Origin of the sequence: Streptomyces sp. NPDC048191, assembly GCF_040652655.1 — a bacterium.
Lineage (GTDB): Bacteria > Actinomycetota > Actinomycetes > Streptomycetales > Streptomycetaceae > Streptomyces.
This window is the reverse complement of record NZ_JBEZMO010000001.1, coordinates 350,866-377,539: the sequence shown is the minus strand read 5'-3', so window position 1 is coordinate 377,539 and position 26,674 is coordinate 350,866. Positions and strand designations below refer to the sequence as shown.

Here is a 26,674-nt window from a genome sequence, read left to right as displayed (position 1 = left end):
CACCGCTACGGAGTGGCCTGGAGCCGGCCCAGCTGCCGCTGGACGTTCTCCAGCGCGCCCTGCCGGCGGCCCGGCACCCGGAGCCGCAACTCCGCGAGCGCGGGCCCGAGTTCACGGGCCCGCTCGGCGTCCGCGATCCTGCCCCACTGGTGGTGCGCCCGGTCCACGGCCGCCTCCACGGCGGGCGCGTCCACGGCCTGCCCGGCGGCCAGCCGCACCCCGGCAACCGCGAGCCACGCCCGGCAACTGCGCACCGCGTCCCCGGCGAACATCGCCAGGTCCGCCCGGACTTCGGCCCAGTGCAACGCCTCGTCGGACGCCGCCCCGTGCGCACGCACGGCAACCTGCTCAAGCCGAGCCGCCAGAACGTCGGCCTCCCCGTGCCGCCCACCCTGAACAGCGGCACTGATGGCGGCATGCGGGTCCTGTGACCCGCCGCCCACGGCTCGCGGGGCCGGTTGTGGGCGGGGGGCGGATGGGACGTGCCCGGTGCGGGGCGGTAGCCAGTGGGGGGCGGGCGGGGTGGTGGGGTGGGGATGCTGCTGAGCCTGGTGGGGGAATGGGGCGTTGGGGGCGGCGCCGGCCGGGAGGAGCAGGTCGCGGCCCGCACTCGACTCGGCGATCCGGGCCAGGGCCTGTTCGTGCAACGTGGCGAGCGGCGGGCGGTGCCCGCTGCGCAGCAGCGTGGCCACGGCCTTCATGTACAGCGGCTCGGCGGGGCCCCGCCGGCCGGGCGCCGGCGCGACACGGCCGTAGACGGCCGCGTTCCGGCCGCAGTCCAGCCCGCGTCCGGCCACGTACTGCCAGGCCTCCGCGTCCGCGTGCAGATCCACCACGAGCGCGGTGTCCGCGGCGGACCGCAACCGCAGCTCCTCCCGAATCCAGTGCCACGGCAGCGCGGTGTAGCGAACGGTCGCCGCGGTGGTGCGCGCCAGCGCGAGATGCGGCAGCCGCTGCCGGCGGTCCAGCTGCAGCTGCCCGGCGATGTACATGGTCAGCGGGCCTGGCGCGGCCGCGGCGGCGCGCAGCCGGGTCAGCACGGCCTGCGGTTCGAGAGGGTCGGCGAGTTCGACCACGTTCGCGGTATCGGTGCCGGACAGCACGGCGGGCGCGACGGCGGCCAGCACCGGCAGCACACCGGCCGCGTCCACCAGACGCCCCCGGCCCAGCGGCGAGGCCGCGAGCAGCAGCACGGTTCCGGGCATCGTCCCTCCCCCTGTTCGACCCTGGTCCGCTCTCCAGCCAGCACCGTAACCGCTGCGGCTGCAAACGCGCGCCTCAGGACCGCAAACGTCCCTCTTCGCCGTCTTCGCCCACCGCCTCCCGTATCCGCCGCACGGCGAACACCGTGGTGTCGTCATCCAGTCGGCCGCCGCTGTGCCGCAGCACGCCGTCGCGGACCCGGCGGACCAGCCGCCGGGGTTCGGCGGCCGGCGGCTCGGCGGCGACCGCGGCGGCGATCTCCCGGGCCAGTGGATAGAAGGCGCCCTTCCGGTCACGGGCCTCGCTCACCCCGTCGGTGACCAGCAGCAGCGTCTCGTCGGCGGCCAACGGCACCCGGTGCCCGGGCGGCACCCCGCCCGCGAGGTCGACGAGCCCCAGCGGCAGCCCGTCGCCGCTGGGCAGTTCGCGGACCCCGCGCGGCCCCACGGCTAGCGGGGCCTCGTGGCCGAAGTTGACGATCTCGACGGTGTCCGGGGTGTCCTCGGGGAAGCCGATCAGCACGGCCGTGGCGAACCGGTCGCCGTCGTCGCGGCCGAGGGCGGTGGTGTGCGCGCGGTGCCGCTGCATCCGGACCTCCAGGCGTTCGGCGACGGTCCCCAGCTCCTTCTCGTGGTAGCCGGCCTCACGGAACGTGCCGAGCAGCGCGGCGGCGGTCTCCACCGCGCCCAGGCCCTTGCCCTGCACATCGCCGACGAGGAGGCGGGTGCCGTGCGGGCCGGGCTGGATGTCGTAGAAGTCACCCCCGACCCGGGCCTCGACATCGGCCGCCAGATACACCCCGGCGTGCTCCAGCCCGCCCCAGCGCGGCGGCAGCGGGCGCAGCACGGTACGGCGGGTCGTCTCGGCGATGTCCTGGATGTGCAGGGTCTCCCGCTCCTTGCGCAGGCGCACGGCGCAGGCGATCGTGGCCATCAGGCCGCCGATCGCGACCAGCACGAAGTCGCCGAGTCCGGCCTGGTACTGGTCGGGCCAGGCGCTGTCGGCGGTGACGTACGTGAGCACCGCCAGCCCGGCGAAGGCGGCCGTCGTCCACACCCCGCAGATCGCGGCGGCCGTGCCGGGGACCAGCACGATCCAGGTGATGATCCGGAACCGTTCGGTGGTGTTGAAGTCCAGCACCAGGATGCCGGCGAGCAGCAGCAGGGGCGGCACCCAGGCGACACTGTGGCCGCGCACGCGCAGCAGCCGGCGCCGCCGCCCGTACTCCATCTCCGTCACGGCGCGCAGGCCTCCATGTTCCTCAGAGAAACACGGGAGAGAACCGGCCGCATCCGGGCACTCGTCACTCTCCTGGCCGACTTGCCAGGCCGCCCCCCCAGGTGTGCTCTGGAAGGCGGGGGCGAGGAGAGAGAGGAGTGCTCTCATGGCTCAAGCGGCACCCGCGCCCGGCGGCATGCCCCGCCCCGGCGGCAGGCCACAGGTCGAGGGCCGGACTTCCCAGGTGCGCGCCCGCCCACCCGACGTCTTCGACGCGCGCACCCACCGTGTCGCCCACATCGCCGTTCCGGTGGTGCTGGGCCTGATCTACGGCTACTGGGTCGCGGCCGACGCCCGCCAGGGCGGCCCCATCACCGGCTGGAACCTGCTGCTCGGCTGGCTCAGCGCCCTGGTGTTCGCGGTGGTGAGCATCGCGCTGCTGACACTGGCCCCGCGGATGCCGCGGGAGCTGCACGCACTGCTGTGGACCGCGTTCGTCGGCTGCGCGTTCGGTTTCCTCTACATCCAGACGCCGCACTCGGTGGGGCGGGCCGTGCTGATGTCACTGCTCGTCGCGGGGTGCACCTTCGCCACGTTCTTCTACCGCTATTACACGCGCGAGGACGCGTTCGGGCGCCGGATCCGCTGAGCGGGCGGCCGGCACGGTGTACGTGGGTCCCGGGCGGCCGGGACCCACGCTCCCCCGTGTTCCCCGCATCCCTCACCCGGCTGTGCACCAACTCCTTCCCCAACACCAGGAAACACCCGTTCGGGTGAACCCTCCACCTGAGACCCGACTTCCCGGTTCCGCCAACGGATACGGCGCTTCGCCCGAATGCACGCGCCCCGCTCGCGCCCGCGCGCCCCGGCCCTTTGTCTGGAAACGTGCCCCCACGCCTCAGGAGCGCCCTGTCGGCCGTACTCATCGCCCTGTCCTGCCTGCTCGTGCCGTTCGGCGCGCTGGCGGCCTGGGCGGCGTACGGGCTCGCCGACACGGGCCGGTACGTCACCACGATGGCGCCCCTGGCCGCCGACCCGGACGTGCGCGAGTTCGTCGCGAACACCGTCGGTGACGACATCGTGCGCGCGGTGGGCAGGCATCTGGACGTCCGCCGGGTACGCGGCTCCGTCCGCCCGTTCGTCCGCGAAGCGGTGCGCTCCTTCACCCAGACCGAGGCCTTCCGGCTGGCCTGGAACACCGGCAACCGGGTCACCCACGACACGGTGCTGCGCGCCCTGCGCGACGAGGACGACAACGCGACCGGGCGCCCGGTCACCGTCGACCTCGCCCCCGTCACCGACCAGGTCAAACGTCAGCTGGCCCGGGACCACGTGCCGCTCGCCGCCCGCATCCCGGTGGAGCACACCACGGTGCCCGTGCTGCCGGCGGGCGAACTGGTCCCCCTACGGAAGGGGTTCCACGTGCTCCAAGTCGCCGGATTCTGGCTGCCGGTGGCGGCCGTCGCCCTCGCCGCCACCGGCATCGCCCTCGCCGTGCACCGCCGTCGCGCCGTCACCGCGACCGCACTGGGCACGGCCCTGGGCGGCGGACTGCTCGCCCTGGCCCTCGCCGTCGGCCGCGAACTCACCCTCGCCGACCTGCCCGCCGACATGTCCCACCCGGCCGTCGGCGCGGTCTACGACGCCCTCACCGGCACCCTGCGCACGGTCGCCTGGCTGCTGCTCGGCCTGGGCCTCACGGTCGCCGTCACCGCCCGGCTGACCCGCCGACCGCGCCCGGGCGGGCCCGCCCGCCCCCCGCAGCCACCCCTCGCACCCGCACCGACGGTCCCGACCCCTCCGGTGTCCACAACCTGTAGATGACACAGGCGGGTTGATCCGAGCACCAAGGGATTCTCCTGGCGCGCGGCGGACGGCCGACCGTACGCTCGGCCCGTGAACCGACGCCCCGCACACCGGCCCAGCACCTGGTGCGCCGGGCTGCTGCTCGCCTCGGTCGCCGTGGTGGTCGGCTGCCGGGCCGCCGACACCGACGGCATCACCCCCGTACCCCAGTTGCTCGCCTTCCTGCCCTGGCTGCTCGTGCCGACCGGCTTCGCCCTGCTGTGCGCACTGCTCGCCCGCTGGTGGCCGGGGCTGGTGTGCGGCATCGCCGTACTCGGCCTGCTCGCCTGGTACCAGGACCCGTACGGCAAGGCCACCGATCCCGGCGGCCCGGCGCTCGCCGCCTTCCGTGTGCTCACCTCCAACGTGGAGTTCGGGCGCGGCACCCCCGCCCTGGTCCCACGGATCCGTGACCGCCGGCCGGACGTCGTCTTCGTCGAGGAGTGCGAGTACACCTGCCAGGCCACGCTGGAAACCGACTTCGCGACCGACTACCCGTACCGGCAGGCGGTCCGCGCGGCCGGTTCGCACGGCTCCCTCATCCTCAGCCGCTTCCCGCTGCGGCCCACCGCGGGCGTCCGCGGCACGATGGGCATGCCCGGCGCCGTCGCCGACGTGCGCGGCCACACCGTACGCCTCCAACTCGCCCACCCCATGCCGCCGCTGCCCGACCAGGTCGGCCTGTGGCAGCGCGAACTGGGCAGGCTCCGCGCCTTCGCCGCCGCCGACCCCCACACCCCCACCGTCCTCGCCGGCGACTTCAACGCCACCCAGGACCACGCGGCCTTCCGCCGCATCCTCGACACCGGCCTGACCGACGCCGCCCGGCTCGCCGGACACGACCGCGCCGCCAGCTGGCCCGCGCGCACCGCCTCCGTCATCGGCGCCCAGATCGACCATGTCCTGGTCTCCCCGGACTTCACCGCGACCGGCGCCCACTTCCTGCGCGTGGCCGGCACCGACCACCGTGCCCTCGTCGTGGACCTCACCCTCCACCAGCGCGGATGACCCGGGCGGGCCCGGCAGACGGCTCCGGGTCGACCGGAGCGAACCGGCGATAATGGCCGCATGTCGCGAGAGTTCCCCATCGGCCTCACCCCTCCCGACTGGCTGGTCCGGAACCTCCGCCCCCAGCACGCCCCCGTCAACAAGGCCGCCGTGGCCCGCGCCGCCGTCTCCATGGCCCTCCCGCTGGCGATCGGCCTCGCCGCCGGCTACCCGGCGTACGGCGCCCTCGCCTCCATGGGCGCCCTGTCCGGAGTCATCGGCGACACCGCCGACGCCTACCGCCTGCGCATCCTCAACATCGCCGTCCCACAGCTCTTCGGCGCGGTCGGCGTGACGCTGGGCGCGCTGGTGTACGGCCACGGCTGGTACGCGGTCGCCGCGGTGACCGGCGTCGCCCTGATCTCCGGCATGATCTCCACGATCGGCGCGGTGGCCTCGGTCTCCGGCCTGCTCCTGCTGCTGAACTGCGTGGTGGGCGCGGGCCTCCCGCTCCCGCCCCCCTGGTGGCTGGCCCCGGCCCTGATGACGGGCGGCGGCCTGCTGGTCCTCCTCCTCGCCCTGCTGGCCTGGCCGTTGCGCTCGGGCGTCCCCGAACGCGCCGCGGTGGCGGCCACCTACCGCACCGTCGCCACGCTCCTCACCGTCTCCGGCACGGACCGCACCGAGGAGTACGAGGACGCCCGCCGCGCGGTCACCCAGTCCCTCAACCAGTCCTACGACGTGATCCTGGCCCGGCGCGCCCGCCAGCACGGCCGCAGCCGCGAGCTCACCCGCCTGCTGGCCCAGTTGAACGCCATCACCCCCGTGGTCGAGGCGGCACCCGCGGCCCACCTGGCAGGCCACCCGCTGCCGCCCGCGGTCCCCGAGGCGGTCCGGCACCTGGCTCAGGCGGTGGAGACCGGCGACGCGGGCCGCACGAGCCCGGCAGCCCTGGACCTCCCGCTCCCTACGACGGAGACGGCCCGCGCCGTGGACCACGCCCTGCGCCACACGGCCGAGGTCGTCACGGCCCCCGACGCCGACCCGCCCCAGGGCGTCGACGACGGCCTGGGCCGCCCCGCGGCACTGGGCATCCGCACGGCACGAGCGGCCCGCAACGTGGCCCTCTCGGCCACCTCCTGGCGCTACGGCCTGCGCCTCGCGGTCTGCATCGGCATCGCCCAGGCGCTGGTCTCCCTGATCCCGGTCCCGCGCTCCTACTGGGTGGCCCTGACGATCACCTTCGTGCTGAAGCCGGACTTCGGCTCGGTCTTCTCCCGCGCCCTGCTGCGCGCCCTCGGCACGGTGGCGGGCCTGGCGGTCGCGGCGGTGGTGCTGGCGGAGGTCCCGCTGGGCTGGTGGGACGTCCCCGCGATGCTGCTGCTGGCCCCCTTGATCCCGGTCCTGAGCACCCGGGGCTACGGCCACCAGACGGCGGCGATCACCCCGGTGATCCTGCTCCTCTCGGACATCCTGAACCACCAGGGCACGGCGTTGCTGTTGCCCCGTCTGACGGACTCCCTGCTGGGCTGCGCGATCGCGCTGACCACCGGCTACCTGCTCTGGCCGGAGAGCTGGCGCACCAGGGTCGGCGACCGCCTGGCGGACGCGGTCGCGGACACGGCGACCTACCTGGAGGCGGCCTTCGTCACCGACACGACCGCCGACCCGGCGGCCCGGGCCCGCATGCGCCGCCGCCTCTACCGCGACCTCTCGGTGATCCGTACGGAGTTCCAGCGGGCCCTGACCGAGCCGCCGCCGACCGGCCGGCGCGCGGCCGCCTGGTGGCCGCTGGTGGTGGCCGTGGAACGCATCGTGGACGCCACGACGGCGGCCCGCGTCCGCGTGGGGCACGGGGCGCCGCGCCCGTCCACCGCCGAGATCACCCAGATCGCCCTCCAGCTCCGGGAGCTGTCGGAGGGCGTCCGGGACGCCGAAACGCTGGTTCCGGTCCGCTCGGATCTGACCGGTCCCGCCGGGAGTGTGCTGGAGTCCCTCCGCCAGGAGGTCGCCGCGGCCCGGTCGATCGCTTCCCCCCACTGACCGCTTCGCTAACCTTACGTGTCCGTCCTGGCCAGGGATCTACGGGCATCAACTCACGCGAAGGGTTGCGCATATGGGCATTCTCACTCTCCTGCGGAACGCATTCGGCCGCTCCCGCAGGGCACGCGCCGCCGAGGCAGAGGGTGCGAACCGCCTGCCTGCACCCATTCCGACCGACCCGACACCTTCCGCCCCCACCGTCCCGGAGCCCCGCAACTCCTCCCCGGACGAACACGAACTGGTCTCAGCGGCCTTCGACAACGTCAAGGTCCCCCACCCGTCGGAGGAACCAAACCCGGAGCACGAGGCCCCCGCCCAGCCAACGACCGAGCCCGCGGAGAACCCCGCCGAGCCGGTGGCCCAGCAGGAAACCCAGCCCGAAGCCTCCACCCAGGCGACGGCCGAGCCCGAGGAACTCCCCGAACCGCAGGTCACGGAGACGGCCGAGGACAGCGCCGAGAAGCCCGAAGCACCCACCACGCCGGAGCACCAGGGCACCGCCCAGGCGACGACCGAGCCCACGGAAAGCGCCGAGCCGAAGACGGAAGAGAAGCCCGAGCACGAGGGCGCCGCCGAGGCAACGGCCGAGCCCGCGGATCTCCCCGAGGAGAAGCCCGAGCCCGAAGCCTCCGCCCAGGCCACGACCGAGCCCGCGGATCTCCCCGAACCGGAGACCGAGGAGAAGCCCGAGCACCAGGGCGCCGCCCAGGCGACGGTCGAGGCCGAGGAAATCGGCGAGGCGGAGGTCACCGAGACGGCCGAAGACGCCGTCACGCCGGAAGCTGAGGATCAGGCGGGCGTGGAGACGGTGTCGGCGGCGACCGAAGAGACGACCGAGCCGCAGGCCGCCGACGGCGAGGACGCCCCACAGGGGCCACCCGCAGCCGACAACGAAAGCCGCACGGGTGGTGCGGGTGGGAACACGGACGCCGAAGGCGAAGCCGAGGCGGACGACACACACGCCGAAGCGCCGCAGGCGAACGCGCCGCAGGCAAACGCGCTGCAGGCCGAAACGGGTGACAAGACCCCCGCCACCCCCCTCGCCAGGCTCAAGTCCCGCACCCCCTCCCTCGCCACCGCCTACAAGGCCGCCACAGCCACCCTCAAGAAGACCGGCCTCACCGGCACCCGAGCGAAGCTCTACCTCGTCCTCGACCGCTCCGCGAGCATGCGCCCGTACTACAAGGACGGCTCGGCCCAGGCCCTCGCCGACCAGACCCTCGCCCTCGCCGCGCACCTGGATCCCGAGGCCACGGTCCACGTCGTCTTCTTCTCCACGGAGGTCGACGGCACCACCGACCTCACCCTCACCCCGGACCACGAGACCAGGATCGACGACGTCCACGCCGGCCTCGGCCGCATGGGCCGTACCAGCTACCACGCCGCCGTGGAGGCCGTACTCGCCCACTACGAGCAGTACGAGAAGGACACCACCCCCGACACGCCCGCCCTCGTCGTCTTCCAGACCGACGGTGCCCCCGACGCCAAGACCCCCGCCACCCAGTCCCTCACCGACGCCGCGAAGAACCACCCGTCCGTCTTCTTCTCCTTCGTCGCCTTCGGCGAGCACGACAACAAGGCCTTCGACTACCTCCGCAAGCTGAAGACCGGCAACACGTCCTTCTTCCACGCGGGCCCCACCCCCCGCGAGCTGACGGACACGGAGCTGTACCAGGGCGTACTCGCCGCCTGGCGCCCGTAACGGCCGGGCACCACCGGTGACACTCTCCGTCACCACCGGGCCGCCCCTTCCCACCCAGTCCCACCCAGCAGACGGGAAGCGGGCGGCCCACCCCTGTCGGCTACGATTTCAAGGTTCGAAACCGCAGAAAACGCAGCGACCTGGGAGCAGCCACGATGGCTCGACACCTCATCACCAGCGCCCTTCCGTACATCAACGGGATCAAGCACCTGGGCAACATGGTGGGGTCCATGCTCCCGGCGGACGTGTACTCCCGGTACCTCCGCCAGCGCGGCCACGACGTCCTGTACATCTGCGCCACCGACGAGCACGGCACCCCGGCCGAGCTGGCCGCCAAGGAGCAGGGCCTGCCGGTCGACCAGTTCTGCGCCCAGGCGCACGACGCGCAGAAGGCGGTCTACGACGGCTTCGCCCTCGCGTTCGACTACTTCGGCCGCAGCTCCAGCCCCGAGAACCGCGACATCACCCAGCACTTCGCCCGCAAGCTGAACGAGAACGGCTTCATCGAGGAGCGGTCGATCCGCCAGGTGTACTCCCCGGCCGACGGCCGCTTCCTGCCCGACCGCTACGTGGAGGGCACCTGCCCGCACTGCGGCTACGACAAGGCCCGCGGCGACCAGTGCGAGAACTGCACCCGGGTGCTCGACCCCACCGACCTCATCAACCCCCGCTCCGCGATCTCCGGCAGCACGGACCTCGAGGTGCGGGAGACCAAGCACCTCTTCCTCCTCCAGTCCAAGCTGGAGAACGAGGTCCGCGAGTGGGTGGCCCGGCACGACAGGGACTGGCCGCAGCTGGCCTCCTCCATCGCCCACAAGTGGCTGACCGAGGGCCTGCACGACCGTGCGATCACCCGTGACCTGGACTGGGGCGTCCCGGTCCCGGCCGACACCTGGCCGGAGCTGGCCGCCGAGGGCAAGGTCTTCTACGTCTGGTTCGACGCCCCGATCGAGTACATCGGCGCGACGAAGGAGTGGGCCGACCAGGACCCGGAGAACCGCGACTGGAAGTCGTGGTGGTACCAGGCCGACGACACGGTCCGCTACACCGAGTTCATGGCGAAGGACAACGTCCCCTTCCACACGGTGATGTTCCCGGCCACCGAGCTGGGCGTGCGTGAGCCCTGGAAGAAGGTCGACTACGTCAAGGCCTTCAACTGGCTGACGTACTACGGCGGCAAGTTCTCCACCTCGCAGAAGCGGGGCGTCTTCACCGACCAGGCCCTGGAGATCCTCCCGGCGGACTACTGGCGCTACTTCCTCATCGCCAACGCACCCGAGTCCGACGACTCCTCCTTCACCTGGGAGCACTTCACCGCCACGGTCAACAAGGACCTCGCCGACACGCTCGGCAACTTCGTCAACCGCGTGCTGTCCTTCTCGAAGAAGCGCTTCGGCGACGACGTGCCCGCGGGCGGCGAGCCCGGCGAGGCGGAGGCCCGCCTCGGCGAGGAGATCGCCCGTCTGCTCGCCGAGTACGAGCAGCAGATGGAGGCGCTCCAGTTCCGCAAGGCCGCCGCGGCCCTGCGCGCCCTGTGGTCGGCCGGCAACTCCTACCTGGAGGAGAAGGCCCCCTGGCTGCAGATCAAGACCGACAAGGACGCCGCGGCCCTCACCCTGCGCACGGCGATGAACCTGATCCACCTGTACGCGGTGGTCTCCGAGCCGCTGATCCCGGCCAGCTCGGCCGCGATGCGCGGCGCCTTCGACCTGCCGGGCGACACCGCCACCTGGATCACCGCGGACGAGGCCCGGTCCCTCACCTCGGTCCCGGCCGGCACCCCCTTCACCGTCCCGCCGGTCCTCTTCGCCAAGCTCACGGACGAGGACCTGGAGAACTACAAGGCCCGCTTCGGCGGCGAGCCGGCGTAACCACCGAAACGGCGGACGTCCCGTCCGAACCACCACGGCCCGGAACCGGAACAGGTGATGGATCCGGGCCGGAGGTGTCTCATAGCCGTCGGCTGCTCGCACCACGAGGACCCGCACACCACCGAGGTCATCCTCGGCCGCCGAGAACGTCTTCGCTCCTGTGGGACCTGATCGACCGGACGGACGTGCTCGGTTGCCGCCTCGCGGTGAGAACTTCCGGCTCAGGCGGCGTACCCGAGGACCAGCGCGCCGACGACGGGGGCCGCGTAGACGAGCGGGAACGGGATGTGGGAGTACCAGCGGGCGCGGGCCACGGTGACGGCGGCCCCGACGAAGTAGACCACCAGTCCGGTCCCGGCCAGCACCCCGATCACCGGCACGAACAGCCCGGCCACCAGCCCCACGGCGCCGGCGGCCTTGGCCACGCCGAGCAGCGTCCACCACGACTGCGGCACCGAGTAGTCGGTGAGCGCCTGGACGATCCACTGGGCCCGCAGCAGCAGGACGGCACCGGAGAAACCGGTCATCAGCGCGGCGAGCAGGGTGACGACGATCTGGGCGGTACGCATGAGAGGCTCCCATCGAGCATCGAGCATCGAGCGGTCGAAGAACTGCGGACACCTCTTTGAACCCCCGGCCCGCGCCCGTGTGACAGGAACCCGGAAAAATCTTGAACCTCCCCGAACCCCACCACCGGCTCCTCGCCGACGTCGTCACCGCGGGCGGTCCGTACGGGCTGGTGCTCGCCGGCGGATACGCCCTGCAGGCGCACGGTCTGGTGACGCGGCCGCACGCGAACCTCGACTTCGCCACGGAGAGTTCCGAGCCCATGGACCGGATCGCCGCCGCCGTCGGCGCGGCCCTGGAGGCCCGCGGCCGGCAGGTGCGTCCCGGGCCCGCCAGTGTGCTCACCGCCCAGCTGACGGTCACCGACCCGCCGACCGGTGAGCCCTGCGCCCTCGCGCTGCACAAGGAGGCCTTCTGGCAGCCGCCGGACCTCACCGCGTACGGCCCGGCGCTCTCCCTGGAGGACGCCGTCGGCACGAAGATCCGCGCGCTGTACGACCGGGGCGCGGCCGTCGACCTGATCGACGCGCGGGCCGCCGCGACCCGGTTCTCCCTGCCCGATCTGGAGGAACTGGGCCGCCGGCACGCCCACGACCCGTTCGACCTGCCGACCCTGCAGTCCCGGCTGACGGGCACGGACTTCTACTCCGACGTGGACTTCCTCCGGTACGGCCTGCAGGAGGCCGAGATCACCGCCCTGCGCGCCTGGGCCCAGCAGTGGTCCGACGACATCGCCGAACGGCTGCTGGAGGACGGCGCATCGCCCGACGCGGAGGACGGGGACTGACGAGGGAGAGGCCCGGAACCCCACGCCGGGGTTCCGGGCCTCTCCCTTGAAACTTCTGCCGTACTACTTCGGCTGCGGCTTCCTGATGTTCAGGTGCAGCTCGCGCAGGCGGGACTCGTCCAGCTCGGTCGGGGCGCCCATCATCAGGTCCTGGGCGTTGCCGTTGAGCGGGAAGGCGATCGTCTCGCGGATGTTGGGCTCGTCCGCGAGGAGCATGACGATGCGGTCCACGCCGGGCGCGATGCCGCCGTGCGGCGGGGCACCGAAGCGGAACGCGCGGAGCATGCCGGCGAACTTCTCCTCGACGGTCTCGCGGTCGTAGCCCGCGATCTCGAAGGCCTTGAGCATGATCTCCGGCTCGTGGTTCCGGATGGCACCGGAGGACAGCTCAACGCCGTTGCAGACGATGTCGTACTGCCAGCCCAGGATGTCCAGCGGGTCCTGGGTCTGAAGGGCCTCCAGGCCGCCCTGGGGCATCGAGAAGGGGTTGTGCGAGAAGTCGATCGCGCCGGTCTCCTCGTCCTTCTCGTACATCGGGAAGTCGACGATCCAGCAGAAGCGGAAGACGCCGTCCTCGAAGTGGCCGGCGCGGCGAGCGGCCTCCACCCGCACCGCGCCCATGATCTTCGAGACCTCGTCGAACTCGCCGGCGCCGAAGAACACGGCGTGCCCTGCGGCCAGCTGGAGCCGCTTGGTCAGCTCGGCCACGTTGTCCTCGGTGAGGAACTTGGCGATCGGGCCGGACAGCGATCCGTCCTCGGCGACGCGGACCCAGGCGAGTCCCTTGGCGCCCTGCGAGACGGCGAAGTCACCGAGCTGGTCGAAGAACTTGCGCGGCTGGTCCTGGACCGCCGGCACCGGCAGCGCACGCACGTGCTTGCCGGCGAACGCCTTGAACTCCGAGGCCTCGAAGACGTCGGTGATGTCGACCAGTTCCAGCTTGGCGCGCAGGTCCGGCTTGTCGGAGCCGTACTTCAGCATCGCCTCGCGGAACGGGATCCGCGGGAAGGGGGAGGTGACGTGCCGGCCACCGCCGAACTCCTCGAACAGCTCGGTCATGAGCTTCTCGATCGGCTGGAAGACGTCCTCCTGCTCGACGAAGCTCATCTCGACGTCGAGCTGGTAGAACTCGCCCGGCGAGCGGTCGGCGCGGGCGTCCTCGTCGCGGAAGCAGGGCGCGATCTGGAAGTAGCGGTCGAAGCCGGAGATCATCAGCAGCTGCTTGAACTGCTGCGGGGCCTGCGGCAGGGCGTAGAACTTGCCGGGGTGCACGCGCGAGGGGACCACGTAGTCACGGGCGCCCTCGGGGGAGGTGGCGGACAGGATCGGCGTCGCCATCTCGTTGAAGCCCATCGCGGCCATCTTGTGCCGGATCGCCGAGATCACCTGCGTGCGCAGCATGATGTTGCGGTGCATGCGCTCGCGGCGCAGGTCCAGGAAGCGGTACTCCAGGCGCCGCTCCTCGTTGACCCCGTCCTCGGCGTTGATCGTGAACGGCAGCGGGGCGGCCGCACCGAGCAGTTCGACCTCGCCGACCTCGACCTCGATCTCGCCGGTGGGCAGGTCGGGGTTGATGTTCTCGGTTCCACGTGAAACAACGCGGCCGTCGACGCGGACCGTGGACTCCTTGGAGATCTTGTCCAGGGCCTCGTACGCGGGCGTGCCGGGGCGGGCGACCAGCTGCGTGATGCCGTAGTGATCGCGCAGATCGATGAAGAGGATGCCGCCCAGGTCGCGCCGATTGTGCAGCCAGCCACTCAGCCGGACGTCGGTACCGACGTCAGAGGCGCGGAGCTGGCCGCAGGTGTGGGACCTGTACCGATGCATCGTCGTTCATCGTCCTTCGTGTATGCGGTCTGCGGGGTGCTCTCCCCGGCGAGAACGGGCACGGGGCCCGGACCCATCAAGGGTACCGGGCACCCCAAGATCGGCTCCCCACCATTACCGGGGACCCGCCCGTCATCGTGCCCCGGCCTTCGGTGAAACCTCCAACCCGCCGCATGTCCCCTCAGAGCTACTTACAGTGGCACCTTTCAATCAGATCTTCATAAAGTGGGGCAATGCATACAGCCGACCCCCTCCCGTCCGTCGGGGACGTCCTCGCCGCCCTCGCGACCGGGCTGTGGCACTGGGACACGGCTGCCGGGCTGGTCACTGTGGACGCGGAGGCGGCGCGGCTGCTCGGGCTGCCCGCGCAGCCGACCACCCTCACGGAGGTCCAGACCCGGGCCCGGCTGCACCCGGAGGACTGGAACGAGATCACCGGGGTGGTCCCGCTCGCGGTCGACGAGGGCACGCTGGCCGAGGTGCGCATCCGGATCATGGACGAGCAGGGAAACGTCCTGCGTGTCGTCCGCAGCCGATCCAAGCCGTCTTTCGATCCCGAACGGCGGGCGTACGAGCTGATCGGCACCCTCCAGGAGGTCACCGAGCCGACCCCGGGCACGCGGGCCGCCCGCAACGCGGTCACCGGGGACTGGCGGCGCTCCCGGGAGGCGTTCCTGCTGGACGCGGGCCGGGCGCTGGCGGAGGCGCGGTCCACGGCGGAGGTCCTGCGGGTGGCCGGCGGCCTGTCGATGCCGGGATTCTCACCGGACGGGCTCGTGGTGTTCGGGGTGGAGGGCGACCGGCTGACGATCACCGGCCAGCACGGGCACCAGCCCGACGACATGGGCCCCTTCTCGAACATGCCGCTGACCACCGACTATCCGGCGGCCCAGGTCGTCCGCACCGGCCGCGCGGTGTATCTGTCCTCCCCCGAGGAGTACAAGGCCCGCTACCCGACGGCCTGGCAGCTCGCCGGGCGCTTCGGCCGCCGCTCATGGGCCTTCCTGCCACTGACGGTCGCCGGACGCACGATGGGCGCCTGGCTGGCCGCCTTCGCCTATCCGGTGGCGTTCACACCCGACGAGCGCGCCGTGCTGACGACCGTGGCCCGGATGCTCGCCCAGGCCCTGTCCCGGGCGGAGGTCGCCGAGTCGGAGCGGGAGCTGACGGACGGCCTGCAGCGCTCCATGCTGCCCTCGCTCGGCCCGGAGATCCCCGGGATGCAGGTGGCCGCCCGGTACATCCCGACCGGCGGCGGGCTCCAGGTCGGCGGCGACTGGTACGACATGATCCCGCTGCCCTCCGGCCGCATCGCCCTGGCCGTGGGGGACGTCCAGGGTCATGACGTCCGGGCCGCGGGCCTCATGGGCCAGCTGCGCATCGCCCTACGCGCCTACGCCGCCGAGGGCCACCGCCCGGACGCCGTGCTCTCCCGCGTCTCGCGGTTTCTGCACGGCATCACGCACGACGACGGGATGACCGACCTCCGCTTCGCGACCTGCGTGTACGCGGAGGCCGACCCGGTGACCGGGGTGCTGGAGATCGCCCGCGCCGGGCACCCGGACCCGGCGATCCGGATGGCCGACGGCACGGTGATGATGCGGCCGACGGCGGGCGGGCTGCCGCTGGGCGTGGACCCGGACCCGGACTATCCGACGACCCGGTTCACGCTCGAACCCGGCGAGACGCTGATGCTGTGCACCGACGGGCTGATCGAGACCGGCGGCCACGACCTGGAGAGCGGCTGGCGCCGGCTGCGCGCGATCCTGGAGGCCCACCGCGGGGACGACGGGGTCGAACTGGAGTCGCTGGCGGACGCGCTGGTGCAGGGCGTGCACGGGCCGTCCTCGCACCACACCACCGGCCCCCTGGCCGACCGCCGCGAGGACGACATCGCGCTGGTGCTGCTGTCCCGGCCCCCGGAGGGCAGAGGCCGGCCCACGGTCCGGCGCACGCTGCTGTCGGTGGCGCAGGACGAGCCGGACCGGATCGCCGAGGCCCGCCGTCACCTGCGCGAGCTGCTGCACGACTGGGTCTCCTGTGAGCAGGTCGACTCGGCTGCGCTGCTGGTCTCCGAGATGGTCACCAACGTTCTCGTCCACACCGACGCCGACGCGCTGCTGCTCGCCGAGGTGACCGGCGAGGCGGGGGTGCGGCGGCTGCGGGTGGACGTCACCGACGCGGGCGACGACCTGCCGCACAGGCGGCGCCCGGGCGAACTGGCCTCCTCCGGGCGCGGCCTGATGCTGATCGAACTGCTCGCGGACGCCTGGGGCGTGGACCCACGGGGCGAGGGCAAGAGCATCTGGTTCGAACTCTACGAGTCGGGCGGAACATCGGCCGGGGAACCGGGGGCCGAGGCGTTGGAGGACGGTGTGCCGGGGGACGGCGCGCTGGAGCACGTCGCGTCGGAGACCGGCGCGCTGGACGACGGTGTGCCGGAGCCCGGCGCGCTGGCCGACGGTGTGCCGGATGACGATGCGGCGGAGGGCGCCGCCTAACGCGTGCGCAGTCGCTCTACGTCCCCGAAGGCGAGGCGTCCGAGGGCGGTTCGCCGGAGGACGTCGCGTCGGGGGACGGTGGGCTGGAGGAGACTTCGTACCGCGTGCGCAGTTCCTGTACGACGCCGAAGGCGGCCGCGGTCAGCGGGACCGCGAGCAGCATGCCGAGGATCCCCGCGACGGACGCCCCGGCGGTGATGGCGAGCATCACCATGGCCGGGTGCATCTGCACGGTGCGGCTCTGGATGACCGGCTGGAGCACGTGCCCCTCCAGCACCTGCACGGCGAGCACGACACCGAGCACCCACAGCGCGATGACGAAGCCGCGGTCGGCGAGCGCGACCAGGACGGCCACCGCACCGGAGATGAAGGCGCCGAGGTAGGGGATGTAGGCACCGACGAACACGAGCGCGCCGAGGCCGATCGCCCCCGGTACCTGGAGGATCAGCAGGCCCACGGTGATGCACACGGCGTCGATGAGCGCGATGAAGGTCGTCCCGCGCATGAACCCCTCCACCGCCTCGAAGGCGCGCCGGACGATGGCCTCCAGGGTGTCCGCGGAGCCACCGGGCGCGAGGGACCGCAGGGACTCCATAGCCCGGTGCGAGTCGCGCAGGAAGAAGAAGACGAGCAGCAGGGCGAGCACCGCCATCGCGATGCTCTCCCCGACGACACTGACCCCGCTGATGACATTGGACGCGGCCGTGCCGCCGAACCTGCTCAGTAGGGTGCGCGAGTTCGCGGCGAGGTCGTCGAGACCGGTGCCGGCCGCCCCGAAGTGCCGTGCGAGCCCCTTGGCGGCGTTCCGCAGCGAGGCGATGATCTGGTCGCCGGTGTCGATGAGCGCGGCGACGACGATGTACACGGCACCGCCGAAGACGGCCAGCACGGCGACACAGGTGAGCCCGGCCGCGAGCGAAGCCTGCACCCCGGTCCGAACGAGCCGCCGGTACAGCGGTCCGAGCAGCGCGGTGCCGAGCAGCGCGAGCAGCACCGGCGTGACGGCCGTACGGAACTCCCCGCACAGCCGCACCCCGACCCATCCCACCCCGGCGACGAGCAGCAGCACGACGCACCAGGCGGCGAGACGTCGGACGGGGTCGGGCAACAGCTGCACGCGTCCAGCGGATCATGGGAGCCGACGGGTGTCCCGCCGCGCGGGGCCGGGCGGGTGAGGTGTGCGGCGCCGGTGGGCCGCAAGGCTCGTATCCTCGCCCCATGCGTATCGGAGAGCTGGCGGGGCGCACGGGAGTCCCGGTCGCGACGATCAAGTTCTACACGCGCGAGGGCCTGCTGCGGCCCGGTGAACGCACCAGCCCCAACCAGGTCCGGTACGACGACAACCACGTCCGCAGGCTCAAGCTGATCCGGGCGATGCTCGAGGTCGGCGGCATGTCCGTGGCCACGGTCGGGCAGGTGCTCGCCCGGATGGACGATCCGGACCGCACCGCCCACGCCATGCTGGGCGTCGTCCAGTCCGCCGCCGGCCGGAGCGCCGCCGACCGGGGCACCCCGAAGGACCGCGCGCGGGCCGAGGCGGACGTGGCCGAACTGGTGCGCCGGCACGGCTGGACGGCCGGGCCGGACAGTCCCGGCTGGACGGCGCTGGTCCAGCTCGTCGGGACGTACCGGGACCTGGACCGGGAGGACCTGCTGACGCTGCTCGACACGTACGCGTCCGCGGCCGGCCGGCTCGCCGACGCCGAACTGGCCGCCGTGGCCCGCGTGCCGACCGTGGACGGCAAGGTCGAGACCGTGGTCCTGGGCACGGTACTGGGCGACGCCGCGATGGCCGCACTACGCCGCCTCGCCCAGGAGGACGCCTCGATCCGGACGCCGGCACTCCTGTCCTGACGGCCCCTTCCAGCCGACCGCACCGACTTCCCGACGGCCTGCCGGGCCGGCCGGACCGAACCCCGACGGGCCCCGGCCGGCCGAATCGCCCGCCCGCACCGGGACGGGGAACCGTCAGCCCTGCGGACCCTCGGCGCTCATCCCGTGCACCGCGGGGATCGTTCCCAGCCGGCCCTTCTGGAAGTCCTCGAAGGCCTGCATCAGCTCTTCCTTGGTGTTCATGACGAACGGGCCGTAGTGGGCCATGGGCTCACGGATCGGCTGTCCGCCCAGGAGCACGACCTCCAGGTCCGGCGTGTGGGAGTCCTGCTTCTCGTCCGCGCGGACGGTCAGCGAGGACCCGGCGCCGAACACCGCGGTCTGCCCGACGTGGACCGGCCGGCGGTCCGCACCGACGCTGCCCCGGCCCGCGAGCACGTAGGCCAGACCGTTGAAGTCCTCCCGCCAGGGCAGGGTGACCTCGGCGCCGGGTGCGACGGTCGCGTGGATCATGGTGATCGGGGTGTGGGTGATGCCGGGCCCCCTGTGACCGTCCAGCTCGCCCGCGATGACGCGCAGCAGCGCACCGCCGTCCGGGGTCGTCAGCAGCTGGACGTTGCCACCGCGGATGTCCTGGTAGCGCGGGGCCATCATCTTGTCCTTGGCCGGGAGGTTCACCCACAGCTGCAGGCCGTGGAAGAGGCCGCCGGACACGACGAGGGACTCCGGCGGGGCCTCGATGTGCAGCAGTCCGGAACCCGCGGTCATCCACTGGGTGTCACCGTTGGTGATGGTGCCGCCACCGCCCTGCGAGTCCTGGTGGTCGAAGACGCCGTCGATGATGTAGGTGACGGTTTCGAAGCCGCGGTGCGGGTGCCAGGGGGTGCCCTTGGGCTCGCCCGGGGCGTACTCCACCTCGCCCATCTGGTCCATCATGATGAACGGGTCGAGATGGCGGTAGTTGATCCCCGCGAACGCCCGGCGGACCGGGAAGCCCTCGCCCTCGAACCCGCTCGGAGCGGTCGTGACGGCCAGCACGGGACGTGCCACGGCGTCGGCGGGAGCGGTCACACGGGGCAGCGTCAACGGGTTCTCGACGGTCACTGCAGGCATGGTCGGTACCTCCTTCTGCGTCCACTTTAGTTGAGCGTTGAACTTTCTGCCACCCCTAACGGAACGAGCCCGGAGGGAATTCCCTCCGGGCCCTGAAGTGGCGACGTCACTTGAAGGCGATGGAGACGGCGATTCCGGCCGCCGGCGCACAGCCGCCCAGCACCGGAATCCCGAACACCAGCAGCAGGACGGCACCGAAGACGAACATCCCGGCGGTGCCGGTGCCGACCTGGCTGCTTTCGTCGGGGTCCGCGGGGTCGTACAGGACCGGCGCCCACGCGGCACCGCCCGTGTCGGTGCCCGTGCACGAACGCCGCGCCCCGCTCAGGTCGGTGCAGGAGTGGACATACCGCGTCAGCAGAGCGTCCTCGACGGTCTCCACGTAGGACGACTCCAGCCGCCCTTCCGCCACGACCCCCCGCCGGCGCAGCACCACGACCGCCCCCACCAGCGCACAGCCCGCCCGGGCGGACCACCACCCGACAACGCCCACGGCGACGGCGCAGAGCCACATCACGGCGGCCACCATCCCCCCGGCCACCCCCAGCGCACCCGACGTCAGCGCGACAGCGCCCGCGCCGGCCCACCCCGTGCGCGACAACGGCGGCTAGCCGTACATCCGCCGCATCGCGAAGTCGACCATCTGCTCGACCGCCTTCGCGTCGAACACCATCCGGTGCTCACCCTCCATGTCCAGGACGAAGCCGTAGCCGGTGGGGAGCAGGTCGATCACCTCGGCGCCGGTGATCACGAAGTACTTGGACTCCTTGCCCGCGTACCGGCGCAGCTCCTTGAGCGAGGTGAACATGGGGATCACCGGCTGCTGGGTGTTGTGCAGGGCGAGGAAGCCGGGGGTGTCGCCGCGCGGGCAGTACACCTTGGACGTGGCGAAGATCTGCTGGAAGTCCTCCGCGGACATCTGCCCGGTGGTGAAGGCGCGCACCGCGTCGGCGAGGGAGGGCGGGGACGGCTCCGGATAGAGCGGCGGCTGCTGGCCGTACCCGCCGACACCGCCCGGCTGCTGCGGCGGAGCGTACTGCTGCTGAGCGCCCACGTTCTGGTCGTAGCCGTACATGGCGCAAGAGTACCGAGCCCGCGCGCCGCACCGGAGCGCCCGGGAGAATACCCGGGCCCGGCCACACTGGAGGTGATGGACGCGGCGGAGCTGGAAACCCGGGGAGGACACGGGCGCGGGCGCCCGGAGCGCGGGCGGCGGCTGGACGTGACCGCCGGCTCACCCCCTGTCGCGCCGGCGACAGCCACGACGCCCGCCCCGTGGGGATACCGGGCGGTCACCTGCCTTTCGCCGACACCCGGACCGGTGGGCGACCCTGTTCACCAGCGAGGAGGAATAGACCCATCTCACACTTGCACGGACAGGGGTTGCTTCTTATTACCGACGGGTAGCATCATCTGAGCTACTTGTTGGTACGTGAACTAGGTGCGAGGAGTCAGTGCCTCGCCGATCCCTCTACGGAGCCGTCGCCATGGGGCACTACAAGTCGAATCTCCGCGACATCGAGTTCAACCTCTTCGAAGTACTGGGGCGCGACAAGGTGTACGGCACCGGCCCGTTCGAGGAGATGGACGTCGAGACCGCCAAGAGCGTCCTGGAGGAGCTGACCCGCCTCTCCGAGAACGAGCTGGCCGAGTCCTTCGCCGACGCCGACCGCAACCCGCCGGTCTTCGACCCCGAGACCAACACCGCGCCGATACCGGCGTCCTTCAAGAAGAGCTACCAGGCCTTCATGGACTCCGAGTACTGGCGGCTCGGCCTGCCGGAGGAGATCGGCGGCACCACCTCGCCGCGCTCCCTGATCTGGGCCTACGCCGAGCTGATCCTGGGCGCCAACCCGGCCGTGTGGATGTACTCCTCGGGCCCGGCGTTCGCCGGCATCCTCTTCGAGGAGGGCACCGAGGTCCAGAAGCACATCGCCAAGATCGCCGTGGAGAAGCAGTGGGGCTCCACGATGGTGCTCACCGAGCCCGACGCGGGCTCCGACGTGGGCGCCGGCCGCACCAAGGCGGTCCAGCAGGAGGACGGCTCCTGGCACATCGAGGGCGTGAAGCGCTTCATCACCTCCGGTGAGCACGACATGTCGGAGAACATCCTCCACTACGTGCTCGCGCGTCCCGAGGGCGCCGGCCCCGGCACCAAGGGCCTGTCCCTCTTCCTCGTCCCGAAGTTCAACTTCGACTTCGAGACCGGCGAGCTGGGCGAGCGCAACGGCGTGTACGCCACCAACGTCGAGCACAAGATGGGTCTGAAGGCCTCCAACACCTGCGAGATGACCTTCGGCGACCAGCACCCCGCCAAGGGCTGGCTCATCGGCGACAAGCACGACGGCATCCGCCAGATGTTCCGCATCATCGAGTTCGCCCGCATGATGGTCGGCACGAAGGCGATCTCCACGCTGTCCACGGGCTACCTGAACGCGCTGGAGTACGCCAAGGAGCGCGTCCAGGGGCAGGACCTGGCGGACTTCATGGACAAGACCGCGCCCAAGGTCACCATCACCCACCACCCGGACGTGCGCCGCTCGCTGATGACGCAGAAGGCGTACGCGGAGGGCATGCGCGCGCTCGTCCTCTACACCGCCTCGGTCCAGGACGCGATCCAGCTCAAGGAGGCCAACGAGGAGGACGCCTCCGCCGAGCACGCGCTGAACGACCTGCTGCTGCCGATCGTCAAGGGCTACGGCTCCGAGAAGGGCTACGAGCAGCTCGCCCAGTCGCTGCAGACCTTCGGCGGCTCCGGCTTCCTGCAGGAGTACCCGATCGAGCAGTACATCCGGGACTCCAAGATCGACACCCTGTACGAGGGCACCACCGCGATCCAGGGCCAGGACTTCTTCTTCCGGAAGATCGTCCGCAACCAGGGCGCCGCGCTGAACTCCCTCGCCGAGGACATCAAGAAGTTCCTGGCACTCGGCACCGGCGGCGAGGAGCTGGCCGGCGCCCGCGAGCACCTGGCCAAGGCGGCCGTGGAGCTGGAGGCGATCGTCGGCCTGATGCTGACCGACCTCGCCGCCACCGAGCAGGACACCAAGAACATCTACAAGGTGGGCCTGAACACCACCCGCCTGCTGCTGGCCTCCGGTGACGTCGTCGTCGGCTACCTGCTGCTGAAGGGCGCCGCGATCGCCGCCGAGAAGCTCGGCACGGCGTCCGCGAAGGACAAGGCGTTCTACACCGGCAAGATCGCCGCGGCGAAGTTCTTCGCGGCGAACGTCCTGCCGGGCGTCACCCTCGCCCGCAAGATCGCCTCCGGCGTCGAACTGGACCTGATGGAGCTGGACGAGTCCGCGTTCTAGGCAATCTTCCGGTAGATCCTGTGCGGGCCCGCTCCCTTTCCGGGAGCGGGCCCGCACACGTCGTTAAGGTGAATCCATGAGCGCAGCATCCCGCTTCGACCGCGGCCACACCGACGACCTGATGTCCTTCCTGGCGGCCGGTCCGTCGCCGTACCACGCGGTGGCGGTAGCCGCAGAGCGGCTGGAGAAGGCGGGCTTCCGCCAGGTCGCCGAGACGGACGCCTGGGACGGCTCGAGCGGCGGCAAGTACGTGCTGCGCGGCGGCGCGATCATCGCCTGGTACGTCCCCGAGGGCGCCGAGGCGCACACCCCGTTCCACATCGTCGGCGCGCACACCGACTCCCCGAACCTGAGGATCAAGCCGCGCCCGGACAGCGGGGCGCACGGCTTCCGCCAGGTCGCCGTCGAGATCTACGGCGGACCGCTGATGAACTCCTGGCTGGACCGCGACCTGGGCCTGGCCGGGCGGCTGAGCCTGCGGGACGGCTCCACGGTCCTGGTCAATGTGGACCGGCCACTGCTGCGCGTGCCCCAGCTCGCCATCCACCTGGACCGTTCGGTCAGCAGCGAGGGGCTCAAGCTCGACAAGCAGCGTCATCTGCAGCCGATCTGGGGCCTCGGGGACGACGTGCGGGACGGCGACCTGATCGCCTTCCTGGAGCAGGAGGCGGGACTGGCGGCCGGCTCGGTCACCGGCTGGGACCTGATGACGCACCCGGTGGAGGCCCCGTCCTACCTCGGCCGGGACCGCGAACTGGTCGCCGGGCCCCGGATGGACAACCTGCTGTCGGTGCACGCGGGCACGGCCGCACTGGCCGCCGTCGCCACCTCCGGCGCCGCGCTTACCCGTATCCCCGTGCTGGCCGCCTTCGACCACGAGGAGAACGGCTCCCAGTCGGACACCGGCGCCGACGGCCCGCTGCTCGGATCCGTGCTGGAGCGCTCGGTCTTCGCCCGCGGCGGCTCGTACGAGGACCGGGCCCGGGCCTTCGCGGGCACGGTGTGCCTGTCCTCCGACACGGGTCACGCCGTCCACCCCAACTACGCGGAGCGGCACGACCCGACGCACCACCCGCGGGTCAACGGCGGCCCGATCCTCAAGGTCAACGTCAACAACCGCTACGCCACGGACGGTTCGGGCCGGTCGATCTTCGCCGCCGCCTGCGAGAAGGCGAACGTCCCCTTCCAGTCGTTCGTCTCCAACAACTCCATGCCCTGCGGCACCACCATCGGCCCCATCACCGCGGCCCGGCACGGCATCCGGACCGTGGACATCGGCGTGGCCATCCTCTCGATGCACAGCGTGCGCGAACTGTGCGGCGCCGACGACCCGTTCCTGCTGGCGAACGCCCTGACGGCGTTTCTGGAGGGCTAGCCGAGGGCTAGCCGGGTCCTCGCCGGGTACCCGGTCGGCACCGGAGATTCCGGAACCGAAAGGGGAGGCGACTTCTCATGGGGCTCGGAGGATGCATCATCCTCATCGCCGTGGGGGCCATCCTCACGTTCGCGACCGACTGGCACATGCACGGGGTCAATCTCACGGTCGTCGGCCTGATCCTGATGGCCGTGGGCCTGATCGGCGTGGCCACGTTCAGCGGGATCGCGCGGCGCCGGCGGGTGGTCATGCCACCGACGCCGGTGGTGGAGGAGGAACCGCACCACCATCACCACCACGGCGACGGTTACGTCGACGGCTACGGCGTCTGAGGCGACGCCTGCCCACTGCTCGTCCGTCCCCGCCGGGACGAGCGGCAGGCGGTCCGCCCCACCCCAGGTGAGGCGGGCCGGTACGCCCCGGTCCTGCTGGTGGACACGGCAGGCGGGGCATTCGTCGCAGGCGGGGCATTCGCCGGCGGCCCGGTGGATTTCCGGAGTCCGGTCAGGTCAGTGCGTGGCCGGTGGTGACGTCCACGTGGCCTGGGACCTCCTCGTGCCGGTCGCCGACCGAGAGGGTGCCGGTGGGCTCGAAGAGGAGGACCTCCGCACGCCGGGGCGCGGACGGCTTGTGCTCGGTGCCCCGCGGGACGGTGAAGACCGACCCCCTGGTCAGGACGACCGTGCGCTCGCCGGCCGGCTCGCGCAGGCCCAGGTGCACCTCGCCGTCGAGGACCAGGAAGAACTCGTCGGTGTCCTCGTGCGCGTGCCAGACGTGCTCGCCCTCGAACTTGGCGATGCGGACGTCGTAGTCGTTGACGGCGGCGACGATGCGGGGGCTCCAGCACTCGCTGAAGGAGGCGAGCGCCTTGTCCAGGGAGACGGGTTCCTTGGGTTCCTTGGGTTCCATGCGTTCATCGTGCGGGCTTACGGTCGCGCCGTACGAGTGCTAGGAATCGCATATGGCGCAAGGATCCTCTCAGCCCCCGCACCGGGTCGTCGTGATCGTGGACGCGGGCACCAACCCCTTCGAGGTCGGCGTCGCGACGGAACTGTTCGGGCTGCCCAGACCCGAACTCGGCTTCCCGGGACCGCTGTACGCGGTGACGCTCTGCTCGCCCGCCCCGCGGACCCGGATGAACCACGGCTTCTTCACCCTCACCGGCGTACCGGGCCTGGACGCCGTGGACGAGGCCGACACCCTCGTCGTACCGGGGCGCCCCGACAACGTCGTACCGCGCGGCGCCGACGTCCTGGACGCCATCCGGCGCAGCCACGCGCGCGGGGCGCGCATCGTCAGCTTCTGCACGGGCAGCTTCGCCCTGGCCGAGGCCGGGCTGCTCGACGGGCGCCGGGCCACCACCCACTGGATGTGGGTGGACGCCTTCCGGGACCTGCATCCCAAGGTGCGGCTGGAACCGGACGTGCTGTTCGTCGACGAGGGCGACATCCTCACCGCGTCCGGCAGCGCGGCCGCGCTCGACCTGGGGCTGCACCTCTGGCGCCGCGACCACGGAGCCGAACTCGCCAACGCCGTCTCCCGGCGCCTCGTCTTCGCCGCCCACCGCGACGGCGGGCAGCGGCAGTTCGTGGAACGCCCGGTGCCCGACGTGCCCGACGCGTCGCTCGGCCCGCTGCTGGCCTGGGCGCAGGAACGGCTGGGCGAGCCGGTGACCGTGGCGGACCTCGCCGCCCGCGCGGCCGTCAGCCCCGCCACGCTGCACCGCCGCTTCCGCGCCCAGCTGGGCACGACCCCGCTGGCCTGGCTCACCCGGGAGCGGGTCGCGCTGGCCCGCCGGCTGATCGAGCGGGGCGAGGAGCGCCTGGACGTCGTCGCGGACCGCTGCGGCCTGGGCACGGCGGCCAATCTGCGGGCCCGGCTGCGCCGGGAGACGGGGCTCAGCCCGTCGGCGTACCGCAGGCGCTTCGGACCGGCGGGACCGTGACGATCAACGCGCGGCGGGGAACGGTACCCGCATGAGACTCCTCGTACACGACCGGCTGCTCGGCATCGGCGACGACTACTGGATCGAGGACGAGCACGGCCGCAAGGTCTTCCTCGTCGACGGCAAGGCCATGCGGCTGCGGGACACCTTCCAGCTGAAGGACGCCCACGGGCGCGTGCTGATCGACATCCACCAGAAGATGTTCGCGCTGCGCGACACCATGGTGATCGAGCGGGACGGCGAGGGCCTGGCCACCATCCGGCGCAAACGGCTGTCCCTGCTGCGCAACCACTACCGGGTGTCCCTGGTCGACGGCACCGAACTGGACGTCAGCGGCAAGATCCTCGACCACGAGTTCGCCATCGAGTACGACGGCGAACTCCTCGCCGTGATCTCCCGCCGCCTGCTGTCGCTGCGAGACACCTACGGCGTCGACATCGTGCGCGAGGACGCGGACCCGGCACTGCTCATCGCGGTGGCGGTGTGCGTGATCCACCTGGCGCAGAAGGAGCGGGAGGACCGCTGAGGCGCCGGAGCAGGCGC

General features: G+C 71.9%; 23 protein-coding genes. 14 read left to right on the top strand and 9 right to left on the bottom strand.

The genetic code is table 11. From position 1 onward, the window contains the following. Window positions 1-5: 5 nt before the first annotated feature. The gene (locus tag AB0D93_RS01705) at window positions 6-1,205 is read right to left on the bottom strand and encodes a hypothetical protein (protein WP_362111135.1); all 1,200 of its coding nucleotides are present in this window, start codon (window positions 1,203-1,205) and stop codon (window positions 6-8) included. Window positions 1,206-1,278: 73 nt separating this feature from the next. Next, window positions 1,279-2,433 carry a PP2C family protein-serine/threonine phosphatase gene (locus AB0D93_RS01700; RefSeq protein ID WP_362111841.1) on the bottom strand — a complete coding sequence of 385 codons (1,155 nt, stop codon included), beginning with the start codon at window positions 2,431-2,433 and terminating at the stop codon, window positions 1,279-1,281. 154 nt (window positions 2,434-2,587) lie between these two features. Here AB0D93_RS01700 and AB0D93_RS01695 point away from each other — a divergent pair, with 154 nt between their 5' ends. The 6 genes from AB0D93_RS01695 (at window position 2,588) to metG (ending at window position 10,869) form a co-directional block, all read left to right on the top strand. After that, window positions 2,588-3,070, top strand: coding sequence for a hypothetical protein (locus tag AB0D93_RS01695; protein ID WP_362111132.1), 483 nt, complete (start codon window positions 2,588-2,590; stop codon window positions 3,068-3,070). Window positions 3,071-3,306: 236 nt separating this feature from the next. Further along, the gene (locus AB0D93_RS01690) at window positions 3,307-4,245 is read left to right on the top strand and encodes a hypothetical protein (protein ID WP_362111129.1); all 939 of its coding nucleotides are present in this window, start codon (window positions 3,307-3,309) and stop codon (window positions 4,243-4,245) included. Between the two features lie 72 nt (window positions 4,246-4,317). After that, window positions 4,318-5,274: an endonuclease/exonuclease/phosphatase family protein gene (locus AB0D93_RS01685; protein WP_362111126.1), complete on the top strand. Its 957-nt coding sequence runs from the start codon at window positions 4,318-4,320 to the stop codon at window positions 5,272-5,274. Between the two features lie 60 nt (window positions 5,275-5,334). Then, window positions 5,335-7,296, top strand: coding sequence for an FUSC family protein (locus tag AB0D93_RS01680; RefSeq protein ID WP_362111122.1), 1,962 nt, complete (start codon window positions 5,335-5,337; stop codon window positions 7,294-7,296). 73 nt (window positions 7,297-7,369) lie between these two features. Next, window positions 7,370-8,998: a VWA domain-containing protein gene (locus AB0D93_RS01675; protein ID WP_362111119.1), complete on the top strand. Its 1,629-nt coding sequence runs from the start codon at window positions 7,370-7,372 to the stop codon at window positions 8,996-8,998. A 155-nt stretch (window positions 8,999-9,153) separates the two neighbouring features. Next, complete coding sequence (gene metG / locus AB0D93_RS01670) at window positions 9,154-10,869, top strand: methionine--tRNA ligase (RefSeq protein WP_362111116.1); 1,716 nt, start codon at window positions 9,154-9,156, stop codon at window positions 10,867-10,869. A 221-nt stretch (window positions 10,870-11,090) separates the two neighbouring features. Here metG and AB0D93_RS01665 read toward each other — a convergent pair whose 3' ends face one another. Beyond that, complete coding sequence (locus AB0D93_RS01665; protein ID WP_362111113.1) at window positions 11,091-11,438, bottom strand: DoxX family protein; 348 nt, start codon at window positions 11,436-11,438, stop codon at window positions 11,091-11,093. A gap of 101 nt (window positions 11,439-11,539) precedes the next feature. On the opposite strand from AB0D93_RS01665, the gene AB0D93_RS01660 reads away from it, so the two are divergent. Further along, complete coding sequence (locus tag AB0D93_RS01660; RefSeq protein WP_362111110.1) at window positions 11,540-12,223, top strand: hypothetical protein; 684 nt, start codon at window positions 11,540-11,542, stop codon at window positions 12,221-12,223. A gap of 63 nt (window positions 12,224-12,286) precedes the next feature. On the opposite strand, the gene aspS is transcribed toward AB0D93_RS01660, so the two are convergent. Beyond that, the gene (gene aspS / locus AB0D93_RS01655) at window positions 12,287-14,050 is read right to left on the bottom strand and encodes an aspartate--tRNA ligase (RefSeq protein WP_362111107.1); all 1,764 of its coding nucleotides are present in this window, start codon (window positions 14,048-14,050) and stop codon (window positions 12,287-12,289) included. Between the two features lie 233 nt (window positions 14,051-14,283). Here aspS and AB0D93_RS01650 point away from each other — a divergent pair, with 233 nt between their 5' ends. Beyond that, on the top strand, window positions 14,284-16,551 hold the full coding sequence (locus AB0D93_RS01650; protein WP_362111104.1) for a SpoIIE family protein phosphatase: 2,268 nt from the start codon (window positions 14,284-14,286) through the stop codon (window positions 16,549-16,551). A gap of 16 nt (window positions 16,552-16,567) precedes the next feature. Here AB0D93_RS01650 and AB0D93_RS01645 read toward each other — a convergent pair whose 3' ends face one another. Beyond that, window positions 16,568-17,668: an AI-2E family transporter gene (locus AB0D93_RS01645; RefSeq protein ID WP_362111101.1), complete on the bottom strand. Its 1,101-nt coding sequence runs from the start codon at window positions 17,666-17,668 to the stop codon at window positions 16,568-16,570. Window positions 17,669-17,769: 101 nt separating this feature from the next. On the opposite strand from AB0D93_RS01645, the gene AB0D93_RS01640 reads away from it, so the two are divergent. Continuing rightward, a complete protein-coding gene (locus AB0D93_RS01640; RefSeq protein WP_362111098.1) occupies window positions 17,770-18,405 on the top strand; it encodes a MerR family transcriptional regulator in 636 nt (211 codons plus the stop codon). Between the two features lie 114 nt (window positions 18,406-18,519). On the opposite strand, the gene AB0D93_RS01635 is transcribed toward AB0D93_RS01640, so the two are convergent. From AB0D93_RS01635 to AB0D93_RS01625, 3 genes are all read right to left on the bottom strand, one after another. Further along, entirely contained in the window at window positions 18,520-19,497 is a 978-nt protein-coding gene (locus tag AB0D93_RS01635) for a pirin family protein (protein WP_362111095.1), read from the bottom strand. Window positions 19,498-19,603: 106 nt separating this feature from the next. After that, window positions 19,604-20,026 carry a hypothetical protein gene (locus tag AB0D93_RS01630; protein ID WP_362111092.1) on the bottom strand — a complete coding sequence of 141 codons (423 nt, stop codon included), beginning with the start codon at window positions 20,024-20,026 and terminating at the stop codon, window positions 19,604-19,606. A gap of 78 nt (window positions 20,027-20,104) precedes the next feature. Next, on the bottom strand, window positions 20,105-20,572 hold the full coding sequence (locus AB0D93_RS01625; RefSeq protein ID WP_351803055.1) for an SseB family protein: 468 nt from the start codon (window positions 20,570-20,572) through the stop codon (window positions 20,105-20,107). A gap of 412 nt (window positions 20,573-20,984) precedes the next feature. On the opposite strand from AB0D93_RS01625, the gene AB0D93_RS01620 reads away from it, so the two are divergent. The 3 genes from AB0D93_RS01620 (at window position 20,985) to AB0D93_RS01610 (ending at window position 24,518) form a co-directional block, all read left to right on the top strand. After that, on the top strand, window positions 20,985-22,811 hold the full coding sequence (locus tag AB0D93_RS01620) for an acyl-CoA dehydrogenase (RefSeq protein WP_362111838.1): 1,827 nt from the start codon (window positions 20,985-20,987) through the stop codon (window positions 22,809-22,811). A 76-nt stretch (window positions 22,812-22,887) separates the two neighbouring features. Further along, the gene (locus tag AB0D93_RS01615) at window positions 22,888-24,186 is read left to right on the top strand and encodes a M18 family aminopeptidase (protein WP_362111088.1); all 1,299 of its coding nucleotides are present in this window, start codon (window positions 22,888-22,890) and stop codon (window positions 24,184-24,186) included. A 77-nt stretch (window positions 24,187-24,263) separates the two neighbouring features. After that, on the top strand, window positions 24,264-24,518 hold the full coding sequence (locus AB0D93_RS01610; RefSeq protein WP_362111085.1) for a DUF6458 family protein: 255 nt from the start codon (window positions 24,264-24,266) through the stop codon (window positions 24,516-24,518). 172 nt (window positions 24,519-24,690) lie between these two features. Here the strand turns inward: AB0D93_RS01610 and AB0D93_RS01605 are convergent, their stop codons facing one another. Further along, window positions 24,691-25,095: a cupin domain-containing protein gene (locus AB0D93_RS01605; protein ID WP_362111082.1), complete on the bottom strand. Its 405-nt coding sequence runs from the start codon at window positions 25,093-25,095 to the stop codon at window positions 24,691-24,693. Window positions 25,096-25,147: 52 nt separating this feature from the next. On the opposite strand from AB0D93_RS01605, the gene AB0D93_RS01600 reads away from it, so the two are divergent. Next, complete coding sequence (locus tag AB0D93_RS01600) at window positions 25,148-26,131, top strand: helix-turn-helix domain-containing protein (protein WP_362111079.1); 984 nt, start codon at window positions 25,148-25,150, stop codon at window positions 26,129-26,131. A 31-nt stretch (window positions 26,132-26,162) separates the two neighbouring features. After that, the gene (locus AB0D93_RS01595; RefSeq protein WP_362111076.1) at window positions 26,163-26,657 is read left to right on the top strand and encodes an LURP-one-related family protein; all 495 of its coding nucleotides are present in this window, start codon (window positions 26,163-26,165) and stop codon (window positions 26,655-26,657) included. Window positions 26,658-26,674: the final 17 nt, after the last annotated feature.

Coding starts and splice junctions, on each gene's coding strand:
- aspS (WP_362111107.1), bottom strand. CDS start 14,050: ATGCATCGGTACAGGTCCCACACCTGCGGCCAGCTCCGCGCCTCTGAC.
- AB0D93_RS01705 (WP_362111135.1), bottom strand. CDS start 1,205: ATGCCCGGAACCGTGCTGCTGCTCGCGGCCTCGCCGCTGGGCCGGGGG.
- AB0D93_RS01605 (WP_362111082.1), bottom strand. CDS start 25,095: ATGGAACCCAAGGAACCCAAGGAACCCGTCTCCCTGGACAAGGCGCTC.
- AB0D93_RS01610 (WP_362111085.1), top strand. CDS start 24,264: ATGGGGCTCGGAGGATGCATCATCCTCATCGCCGTGGGGGCCATCCTC.
- AB0D93_RS01600 (WP_362111079.1), top strand. CDS start 25,148: ATGGCGCAAGGATCCTCTCAGCCCCCGCACCGGGTCGTCGTGATCGTG.
- AB0D93_RS01635 (WP_362111095.1), bottom strand. CDS start 19,497: ATGCCTGCAGTGACCGTCGAGAACCCGTTGACGCTGCCCCGTGTGACC.
- AB0D93_RS01675 (WP_362111119.1), top strand. CDS start 7,370: ATGGGCATTCTCACTCTCCTGCGGAACGCATTCGGCCGCTCCCGCAGG.
- AB0D93_RS01695 (WP_362111132.1), top strand. CDS start 2,588: ATGGCTCAAGCGGCACCCGCGCCCGGCGGCATGCCCCGCCCCGGCGGC.
- metG (WP_362111116.1), top strand. CDS start 9,154: ATGGCTCGACACCTCATCACCAGCGCCCTTCCGTACATCAACGGGATC.
- AB0D93_RS01625 (WP_351803055.1), bottom strand. CDS start 20,572: ATGTACGGCTACGACCAGAACGTGGGCGCTCAGCAGCAGTACGCTCCG.
- AB0D93_RS01620 (WP_362111838.1), top strand. CDS start 20,985: ATGGGGCACTACAAGTCGAATCTCCGCGACATCGAGTTCAACCTCTTC.
- AB0D93_RS01640 (WP_362111098.1), top strand. CDS start 17,770: ATGCGTATCGGAGAGCTGGCGGGGCGCACGGGAGTCCCGGTCGCGACG.
- AB0D93_RS01595 (WP_362111076.1), top strand. CDS start 26,163: ATGAGACTCCTCGTACACGACCGGCTGCTCGGCATCGGCGACGACTAC.
- AB0D93_RS01665 (WP_362111113.1), bottom strand. CDS start 11,438: ATGCGTACCGCCCAGATCGTCGTCACCCTGCTCGCCGCGCTGATGACC.
- AB0D93_RS01680 (WP_362111122.1), top strand. CDS start 5,335: ATGTCGCGAGAGTTCCCCATCGGCCTCACCCCTCCCGACTGGCTGGTC.
- AB0D93_RS01615 (WP_362111088.1), top strand. CDS start 22,888: ATGAGCGCAGCATCCCGCTTCGACCGCGGCCACACCGACGACCTGATG.
- AB0D93_RS01630 (WP_362111092.1), bottom strand. CDS start 20,026: ATGGTGGCCGCCGTGATGTGGCTCTGCGCCGTCGCCGTGGGCGTTGTC.
- AB0D93_RS01700 (WP_362111841.1), bottom strand. CDS start 2,433: ATGGAGTACGGGCGGCGGCGCCGGCTGCTGCGCGTGCGCGGCCACAGT.
- AB0D93_RS01650 (WP_362111104.1), top strand. CDS start 14,284: ATGCATACAGCCGACCCCCTCCCGTCCGTCGGGGACGTCCTCGCCGCC.